Origin of the sequence: uncultured Nostoc sp. (genome assembly GCF_964245575.1) — a bacterium.
Taxonomy (GTDB): domain Bacteria; phylum Cyanobacteriota; class Cyanobacteriia; order Cyanobacteriales; family Nostocaceae; genus Nostoc.
In genome coordinates this window covers 1-8,770 of record NZ_CAXTNP010000166.1, presented here as the reverse complement: position 1 = coordinate 8,770, position 8,770 = coordinate 1, and the positions used below count along the sequence as shown (strand labels likewise).

Annotated in this window: 8 protein-coding genes and 1 pseudogene; 2 read left to right on the top strand and 7 right to left on the bottom strand. The window is 38.5% G+C overall.

All coding sequences use genetic code 11. From position 1 onward, the window contains the following. Positions 1–100: 100 nt before the first annotated feature. Positions 101–547, bottom strand: a pseudogene (locus tag ACFFAP_RS23660) (rhodanese-like domain-containing protein); the annotation flags it as partial. Between the two features lie 984 nt (positions 548–1,531). Between ACFFAP_RS23660 and ACFFAP_RS23655 the strand changes: the two are divergent. Beyond that, positions 1,532–2,251 (top strand): response regulator transcription factor, encoded by a 720-nt coding sequence (locus tag ACFFAP_RS23655; RefSeq protein ID WP_375513524.1) that lies wholly within the window; start codon positions 1,532–1,534, stop codon positions 2,249–2,251. Between the two features lie 479 nt (positions 2,252–2,730). Here the strand turns inward: ACFFAP_RS23655 and ACFFAP_RS23650 are convergent, their stop codons facing one another. Both ACFFAP_RS23650 and ACFFAP_RS23645 read right to left on the bottom strand, forming a co-directional pair. After that, positions 2,731–3,318, bottom strand: coding sequence for a hypothetical protein (locus ACFFAP_RS23650; protein ID WP_375513515.1), 588 nt, complete (start codon positions 3,316–3,318; stop codon positions 2,731–2,733). Between the two features lie 202 nt (positions 3,319–3,520). Beyond that, the gene (locus ACFFAP_RS23645; protein ID WP_375513514.1) at positions 3,521–4,870 is read right to left on the bottom strand and encodes an OB-fold nucleic acid binding domain-containing protein; all 1,350 of its coding nucleotides are present in this window, start codon (positions 4,868–4,870) and stop codon (positions 3,521–3,523) included. A 383-nt stretch (positions 4,871–5,253) separates the two neighbouring features. Between ACFFAP_RS23645 and ACFFAP_RS23640 the strand changes: the two genes are divergently transcribed. Continuing rightward, positions 5,254–6,225: an SGNH/GDSL hydrolase family protein gene (locus ACFFAP_RS23640; protein WP_375513513.1), complete on the top strand. Its 972-nt coding sequence runs from the start codon at positions 5,254–5,256 to the stop codon at positions 6,223–6,225. Positions 6,226–6,266: 41 nt separating this feature from the next. On the opposite strand, the gene ACFFAP_RS23635 is transcribed toward ACFFAP_RS23640, so the two are convergent. The 4 genes from ACFFAP_RS23635 to ACFFAP_RS23620 form a co-directional block, all read right to left on the bottom strand. After that, complete coding sequence (locus ACFFAP_RS23635) at positions 6,267–6,530, bottom strand: response regulator (protein WP_375513512.1); 264 nt, start codon at positions 6,528–6,530, stop codon at positions 6,267–6,269. Positions 6,531–6,587: 57 nt separating this feature from the next. Continuing rightward, positions 6,588–7,703 carry a response regulator gene (locus ACFFAP_RS23630; protein WP_375513511.1) on the bottom strand — a complete coding sequence of 372 codons (1,116 nt, stop codon included), beginning with the start codon at positions 7,701–7,703 and terminating at the stop codon, positions 6,588–6,590. Positions 7,704–8,397: 694 nt separating this feature from the next. Beyond that, on the bottom strand, positions 8,398–8,529 hold the full coding sequence (locus tag ACFFAP_RS23625) for a hypothetical protein (RefSeq protein WP_375513510.1): 132 nt from the start codon (positions 8,527–8,529) through the stop codon (positions 8,398–8,400). Between the two features lie 42 nt (positions 8,530–8,571). Further along, positions 8,572–8,770: hypothetical protein (locus ACFFAP_RS23620; RefSeq protein WP_375513509.1), on the bottom strand; the 199-nt coding region annotated here is incomplete at its 5' end.

Genomic DNA, 8,770 nt, shown 5'->3' with positions numbered 1-8,770 from the left:
CCTCTTGAATGCCTTCTTTGAGGTTACTGGCTCCCTCTTGAATGTTTTCTTTGAGCTTACTGGCTCCCTTTTTAATAGTTTCCGTCGCGCTAGGGCCTCCCTTTGGCTGATTTTCTTGGTGATTTTTTAGCCGATCTACAACATTGTACTCATCTGCACTTGGGGGAGTTGTTGATTCAACAATGCCTTCTGTTGGCCCACCGATAGCTTTCCATGCAGCAAGACCACCTTTAAGTTGGGAGACATGCTCAAATCCATTAGAACGCAGTTGTTGCGCGGCTTGGGCAGATTCTTCTTCATTAGCACCGTAAACGTAAATATCACGGCTTTTATCTAAAGAAGGTACTGCACGCTGTACCAATTCATCTATTGGCATTGGCATCGCTCCCATAATGTGACCTTCGTTGAAGGTGTTGCGATCGCGCACATCCAGGATTGTAAAAGCTGGTTCGCCCCATTCTAGACGAGACTTCAATGTATGAGCATCAGATTGTGCTTCTATTGGTGGCTGTGGGGGAATGATGCCGCCGACTAAATTGTTAACCATAAGTATCCCTGACTTGACGATATTAATAGTAATTTAACGGGCTAAATATATTGAATTACTCTTTCTTTGGGCTGAATTTACTTAAAATATCTCCTGAGATAGATAGCTAATTAAAATATTTTCTACCATTCAATGCATTGCTAATCAAGTCATATTATACTATCAAAAGTTGTTTTTATATGAATTCTATTAAAGATATTTAAAGTTTCTATTTGTGATACTTAATTATTAAAATAGATTGTAAATAAAATTAAAATATTCAGCCATTAGTACAGGAATTACGTATCTTTTCAATATCTGCGATCGCTAACAATAACGTTTTAGTAGTTACCTCAAATGCCATATCTTCAGGTAAGCCAGCAACCTTTTGTTAAGATAACCCTAGCTGTTAGCAAATTTGCACAAAACAAGAGCGGGAAACCGACTCACCTGCAAAAAATTTGGAACCTGGTTGATATGTAATGCCTAAAGCTATTGCTAATTTATGCTGACTCCAAGCTTTGTCTGTTAGAGACTATTTATAAATAGGACTTACGCAAAAGCTTGGAATAGAATTATGCGTGAATGCGTGACTTTTGCCTTGCGGTACTAGTCCTACCTTATATCTTCTGGCGATGCTCTCAGTCGTTGGCAAGTCTAAGTCATAGTCTCAGACTGAAACTTGTAGCAAATGCTGTGGCGTCTGATGTCTCTCTAGACTATTTGTGGTTAGAGAAATGGTCTTTAATTATACTAAATTTAAGTATTAAATCCTACATTAATATCACAAAAATCTAATATTATACAAAATTTATATAATACTTATACAATTTATTAGCATTACAATGACTAAAGTTTTGATAAACTTCATGGAAGATTAATTGTAAACAAGTACTACAGTAGCGATCGTACTCAGCAGAGACGCACGTGAATACACTATCAACAGAAACACGTAAAGCAAAACTGGCGCAAGAGCGAATCGCCCAATCTAGAATAGGCAGCATTATGGTTATGGTTCCCGCTACTACTCCCAAAATTATGATCGTCGATGACGACTTCGGCGTTAGAAATCTGGTCTATCGTTTTTTAAGTCGGAAATATCAAATAGAGTCCGCAGCAGATGGTAGGACTGCCTTATCGTTGTTTGAGCAATTTAACCCGGCTTTAGTGATTCTGGATTGGAATTTGCCGGATCTTAATGGTTATAACCTTTGCCAAGAAATGCAGAGCCGTACTAATGTTTTAGTGCTGATACTGACTAGTAGGACTGACGAGGCTGATAAAATTAAAATCTTAAGCGCAGGTGCTGATGATTTCATGACCAAACCGTTTAGTCTTGCAGAAGTTGAAGTTAGAGTAGAAGCTCTTTTGAGACGGATACGCTACATCAACCCGTCGCCAACACAACGGATCATTTTTAAACAGCTAGCAATTAACCCAGAGGGTCGGGAGGTAACACTTAACGATAAACCTCTTGCTTTAACAGCGCTGGAATTTAATATCTTACATTTTTTGGCAAGTCATCCTAATCAGGCTTGGAGTCGCCCACAGCTAATCCAAAAAATTTGGGGTTGCGACTACGTGGGAGATGGTCGAGTGGTTGATGTGCATATTGGTCAGCTTCGCAAGAAGATGGAAGTCGATGCCAGTATACCGGAATTTATTAAAACTGTGCGGGGCTATGGTTACAAGTTTGAAGCGCCCGACGAAAAGACTAATTTCTGAGCTTTCTGATTTCAGGAGTACTTCATAAAAAGGATGACTCAGATCAGTCAGCATTAGTATTATTGCTGATTTAAGTAGTTGTTCTGAGAATTAACCGGATAACTTGCGCTAATTTGGGACGTTGATCCAAACTGATTTGGAGAAAGGCTTTATCTAGTGCCAAAACCAAAACTGCAAATACGGCCGATTCAAAATAGGTGATTTTGCCTTGCCACCTGAGTACGTGAAAGATTTTCCCTTACCCTAAAATTTATAAATCCACCAAAAATCACTAGAGTGAATCTAGCGGCATCGATAGCCTACCCAACGTAAGGCAAACCATTGCGCCGTTTCTCCATCGGCGATGGGCGTGTAGATACTATTCGATCTCGCCAAATAGGTGCCTTTGGACTAAAACGGCAGGCATCGCTTCAGAAATTGTACAAGGTTACAGGGGGCAAATCACCGTAAAAAGTATATTTGGGTCTTGGCTCAACCTTTCAAATTAACCTTCTCCCAAGCTTTGACCCATCTTGATGAGATAAAAACTTTTCACTAGTGTGATAGCTTCTTCGCCATTTTTCCAGATGATCTATAGATATTGATTTAGATATGACGTTTACACCATTTCCTCGCCAAGCAACTTCTGCATCTGTTGTGAAAACCCCGCACTCTAATTGATCTAGCCTCATATTCCAATATTCACTAAACCGGCCTTTTAAAGTAATAACTTGCTCAAATACCTTGTTTCTGTGTTTATTTCTTCTTTTTCTTTCTGTAGCTCCTGTTGCTTCTGTATCAATAAACTTAGTTTCAATTAAAAACAGGCTCCCTTTAAAGGTCTGGTAGACAAAATCACACTTCCCTAAATCTGTATAATCTGAAATTGGAGATTTTTCAAATAACAGTAATTCAGCGCACGAGGGAAACAAGTCTTTAATATTCAGAAATAAATAAGCTTGCAATAGAAGTTCCTTATCATAAGGAAATAAGATAACTCCTTCAAAAAATTTTTTAATGTCCTCCTGAGTTTGGGGTTGAATTATTTTACAGTATGAAACAAATTTATGTAGCTCGTTCACGATCATCAAGTTGTAACTCCTTCCCCCGGTCGCAGCCTTAAGGGTGTTAGCATAAAAATATACCATTGCCTCAAGGAAATCATCATCCGCATAAGTAACTAAAAAATATATTAAAATCCTAAATACTTAAGACAATTTACTGTTGACAGTTCAGTAAAACTGATTAATAAGCTGCTTTTCAGTATTGGTGGACTTTTCACTTCTGGCTTCAGATAGCAGTCAGCAATTTGATATGAGCAGGAAAACTGGCATTTTGCAAAGCTTGAACGGTTATTCTAGAATCTTGTACACAAAATTGCCAACCCAAGCGAACAAGTTTCCGAGAATTTTCAGTTTGTATAATTCCGATCACTGGCATTTTTGCTTTGTCTTTGTCTCCTGACTGTTCTTGCAAAATTATTTTCAAGCGATGTAGTTCATCGATATTACTTGCTTGCTGGGGATTTAACTCCACCATTACCATTTGTACTGTTTCCACTGGTTCTGCATCTTCAAGAATAAATTGAGTTTGCTCGTCGCGTCGATCTACTTTTCCCCAAATAATCAATCTAGTGTCCACTTGGAGTAGGGAACTAATGCGTTCATAGGTTTTGGGAAAGACTATAGCTTCTGATTGTGTAGTGAGGTCTTCTATTTGCAAAATTGCCATTTGTTCGCCTTTTTTAGTAACCACTTTTTTGACGTTATTCAACATGACAACTGCACAAAGCCTTATTTCTTCCCTTTGCTCTCCCAGTTGCGAAAGGTTAATTGGAGTCAAAAGTGGTGCTATTTGCCGTAAGGATTTCAGGGGATGATCTGATACATAAAAGCCTAATAATTCTTTCTCCATCTGCAACTTTTTCTGCGGGGGTAAATCCATCACAGGTTTAGATTTAGGAGCAGTTTCAAAGGCATTATTTGCTCTTTTATTCGGAGTAGAAGAAAATCCGTCGCCCAATAAATCTAAGAGATTTCCTTGACCACTAGCTCTGTCTTTAGCACGAGATTGTGCCCAATCATACACTAATTCTGAGTCGTTAATTAACTGTTGACGGTTGGGTTCAATTTTATCAAAGGCTCCACAGTAAATCAGCGATTCCAGAGTCCGGCGGTTAACAGCACGTAAATCCACGCGATCGCAAAAATCAGCGAGGGATTTAAATCCTGTCTCATTTCTCGCCTCCAAAATACAAGCGATCGCATTCTGTCCCACGTTCCGCACCGCCGAAAATCCAAACAGAATCTTTCCCAATATCGGCGTAAAATCAACACCAGAGCGATTAATATCCGGCGGATCTATGGAAATACCCATATTTGTACAGTTAGTAATATATCTCTGTACCTTATCGGTATCGCCACTGTTAGCCGTTAACAGTGCCGCCATATATTCCAATGGGTAATTAGCTTTTAAATATGCTGTTTGATAAGTTACATAAGCATAAGCCGTCGAATGAGATTTATTGAAACAATTGGAAGCTATTAACCCATTTTTGAGCGCAAAATTATGGTCATGTTCAACCCCAATGTCATAGACACTTTGTTTTCCTAAATATTTGCGTGTGACTATTTTAATCATCCTACCTTACCCCAGAAAAAAATTTTGCTGAATTAATAAAATGATGACAATTGTAATTTTTGTAATACTATAATAAAAAATTATATCACTATAAAACACTGCTATACTCTTACACAAGAATAGCCAAAATATATCTAACTTTTGATAAACCATTAGATAGACAGTTAACAGCTATACAATTGCTGTTTTAGTGCTTATTAAACACGTTCCAATACATATTAATCCGCTTAGTCAGATGCCTGGGGAGTGGGGAAGATGCAGGGGATTTCTTAGCTCTTGAGAAAAGTTTTACGTTGTACATGCCGCTTCTGTGCCTCTATCCAATGCCCAATGCGTCAGTTACTATCGTTGAAAAGCAACTCAGTATAAGAGGGTGTAGGTAGGTGAAAGTGGCGTTGATCGTACTTTTGGCGGTGGTTGTGGGATTGTTTGTAGTAGTCGAGATCGGACTGCGATCGCTTTTTGGCTTTGGTAATCCCCTGATTTACATTGGCGATGAGCAGATTGGTTATTTATTGGCTCCTAACCAGCGTACCCGTCGTTTTGGTAATCGCATTGAAATTAATGAGTATTCTATGCGAGGTAGTCCGCTCAAGAAGACACCTGCACCTTCTGGGCTGCGAGTTTTACTGTTAGGGGATTCTATTGCTAATGGTGGCTGGTGGACAGATCAGAGTAATACAATATCCACGATGATGATGCGTTCTTTAGCATCATCTACTAATAATAATTATCAGGAAGTAGAAGTGCTAAATGCTTCAGCTAACTCTTGGGGGCCAAGGAACGAGTTAGCTTATTTAGAGAAGTTTAGCAATTTCAACGCCCAAACGGTAGTATTATTAATTAATACCGATGATTTGTTTGCTACTGCTCCCACTTCTTTACCGGTAGGACGCGATCGCAACTATCCCAATAGTAAACCTCCCCTAGCATTGGTAGAAGTATGGCAACGTTATATCCTCAAGCAACAGCCAATTCCCGAAATTAAAGCAGTGCAAAATGAAGCAGGCGATCGCGTGGGGATTAATTTGGAGGCGATCGGCAAAATTCAAGCCCTGACTCGCCAAAGCAACAGCCAATTTTTACTAGTCATGACTCCCTTACTGCGAGAAATTGGTGAACCAGGCCCCCGCGATTACGAAATTCTTGCACGCCAGCGCTTGAACGATTTTACTAAAGCAGAACAAATTAACTATATAGACTTTTTACCGATATTCAATTCAACTACCAACCCGCAAGCTTTGTATCACGACCACATTCACCTCAACTTACAAGGTAATACATTTGTCAGTGAAGTTATGGAGCGATCGCTTTTGGAAATACTGGGAGAGATACCACTTCCTCAGAGATACTAAAGTGGTCAATTCTACCCCAAAAAAGGTTCGTAGTCAGCGATTTATCGCTCAATTTCAAGTGCCCATAATCGGTTAATCGGATTTGTTTTGATGAAGCGACACAATTCAAATCTACTTATCCCCAGCATTACTACATCAGTAACAATCGCATCTGGTTTTTCTTCTAAGATTATTTCTATAGCTTCCTTCGCATTAGTCACCTGAATAACATTGTAACCTCTGTCTGTGAGATAACGACTAACTAATTTTAATTGGCTCAGACAATCTTTTATAACTAAAATGGTAGATAACCAGGTAATACTCAACCTGAAATATCCAAAAACTATCTTGGTTTTTGTGGGTTTATTATTTATATTATTAAATTAAACAATATGTTTAAAAATGACTTTTAGTAAATCTCCTTGTGTAAAAGGCTTAGTTAAATAACCTGATGCTCTTACTATCTTAGCTTTAGCTCTATCTAGAAATCCTAGTTTTTCTGACACCATAATCACAGGTGTATGTTTAAAATTTGAGTGTTTCCGCAGCAAAGAGCAGAGTTCATATCCATCCAAATTAGGCATTGAAATATCCAACAAAATGATGTCAGGTTTGGTGTGAACAATCTGCATTAAAGCTTTTAAAGAATCATTGACTCCCACAACAGAAAATATTTGCTCATCTAAATAACTTTTAATAGTATTCAATATCATAGGACTGTCATCAATACAAAAGATTGTGTAGATTTTTTTGTCAGCAGGCGGTTGGGTGATTTGCTGACCCCTATGTTCATTGGTATTAATAGAGTAGGCTGGTGGTTTATAGCCGTTTGTTCTAGACGAGTTTGGTGTACTTTTGCTTTTAGGTTTTAGCTCATTTATTTTGAACAATTCTGAGGGGTGTGATTGAGAAGTTGGCGATGTCTGATGATAAGCCGCTTCTCTACAAGAGGCTTCTTTTTCAGAGACGCTAACGCTTCGGGGTGCTTGACATCGTTCAACTAGTAAGCGGAGATTCAAATGACAAAACTTTGGCATGTCATCCAGAAAGCTTTCAGGAATAAATTCATAACTTCCCTCGTCTAAGTTCAGAAATGACTCCAGAACTTCTAGCACCAATTGCTCTATCAGTATCGCCGCTTGAAAGGGACTGATATATTTCTGATTGACTAACCAACAAATAGCCAGATAATCTGGGTTCGGTATTGCCTGATTTTCAATCCCAGTTTCAAATATCGCCCGCAACTGTTCGTGAATTTCATGAGGGAGAGTAGAAATTTGCTGACTCAAGCGTTGCAAATTTCTGTAAAGCGGCTCAAACATTTTCTCTGAGTAGCAGGCATAAATTAGTTTACCCTCGTCTACATATATTGACCAAGAGCCTGATGTGCTAAATACCTGCAAACAACCAGTAACCGACTTACCAGTGATTTTTTTCAACAAAGATAAAGGCTGGAGCTTTTGGAAAAATCTGTATCTACTAATCGGAAGTGTCTTCATTGGGATGGCTTTGGAATAAAATTAACATTTGTTTGCACGTAAAATTAGTGAATTACCTTTTCGGAATTCACTGCGACTTTGTTGGAAGCACTGTTCAGATAAATATAGCGGTCACATTTGAGTTAGTACAGAGATTCCACACCCCCCAACTCTCAATTAACCAATCTCTGTTAAGCTATAAAGCACGAGTTACAAATAAACCAATCCATGTTATTAACCAATAGCAAAATGGCACGACTGGTTGCCAGGATATAGTATTTCAAAAATTAGATTGGTTTTCTGTATCTTTCGCTAATCTAGCCAATCTAAGAGTAACTCAAGTGCAACGCACAGACCATTGGCTCTCGCCCATCAGTCACAAAAGTATCATTCTTATCCGTATTTAGCAGCCTAAAATTGTAGATACTTTAGTTCTCCTGCCAAAGTTGTTTTGCTCCTGATGCTAAAGTCGAAAGCGACTAAAATCTACTGTAATGTAGACGATAATGGCTCTCCATAAAGGCTTTTGAGCATTAAATCCGCGCTGACAAACTATGTTTTTGCAGTCGTGACGAAAGTTGTCGGGCACTTTTGCTAGAAGTTTATTCTTGAGGATAACTTCTTCAAGATAAAACGTATTATTAGAAACTAAGCATTAAAAAAGTTAGATGCCTTACTTAGGTTTGTGATTGTAGAGCAACCCTTAGAGTTGGGATTAGGCAAAAATATCACTTGCAAAGAAGAATGGTAAACCTCCGACCAAGGATGAGTTAGCTGGTAATTGCCGCCATGATGGTGTGTGGTGAGATGCACAGGCAACCAAATCAGCAGAAAGGTATCTCTTCATAATTACTGGAAACGGTTTCTAATGTTGTGTAGGGCTAAATAGTCACCCTGCACAATTTGAAGTGACAAATTCAAGAACTTGCAGCGAAATTCTTGATTGGTAGTACATACCTGCAAAATAGCTCTTTTTAGCTAGATGGTAGATAACAAGTAAGTAACCACTAAAATTCAGATTACTATAATTTTCAAAAAAAGTTAGCAGAAATATATAAACTTCATGATAAATCGGTAAAGTAAACATG

Excerpts from the sequence above, each read along its gene's own strand:
- ACFFAP_RS23655 (WP_375513524.1), top strand. The coding sequence starts at position 1,532 with ATGGTTATGGTTCCCGCTACTACTCCCAAAATTATGATCGTCGATGAC.
- ACFFAP_RS23650 (WP_375513515.1), bottom strand. The coding sequence starts at position 3,318 with ATGATCGTGAACGAGCTACATAAATTTGTTTCATACTGTAAAATAATT.
- ACFFAP_RS23645 (WP_375513514.1), bottom strand. The coding sequence starts at position 4,870 with ATGATTAAAATAGTCACACGCAAATATTTAGGAAAACAAAGTGTCTAT.
- ACFFAP_RS23630 (WP_375513511.1), bottom strand. The coding sequence starts at position 7,703 with ATGAAGACACTTCCGATTAGTAGATACAGATTTTTCCAAAAGCTCCAG.
- ACFFAP_RS23625 (WP_375513510.1), bottom strand. The coding sequence starts at position 8,529 with ATGAAGAGATACCTTTCTGCTGATTTGGTTGCCTGTGCATCTCACCAC.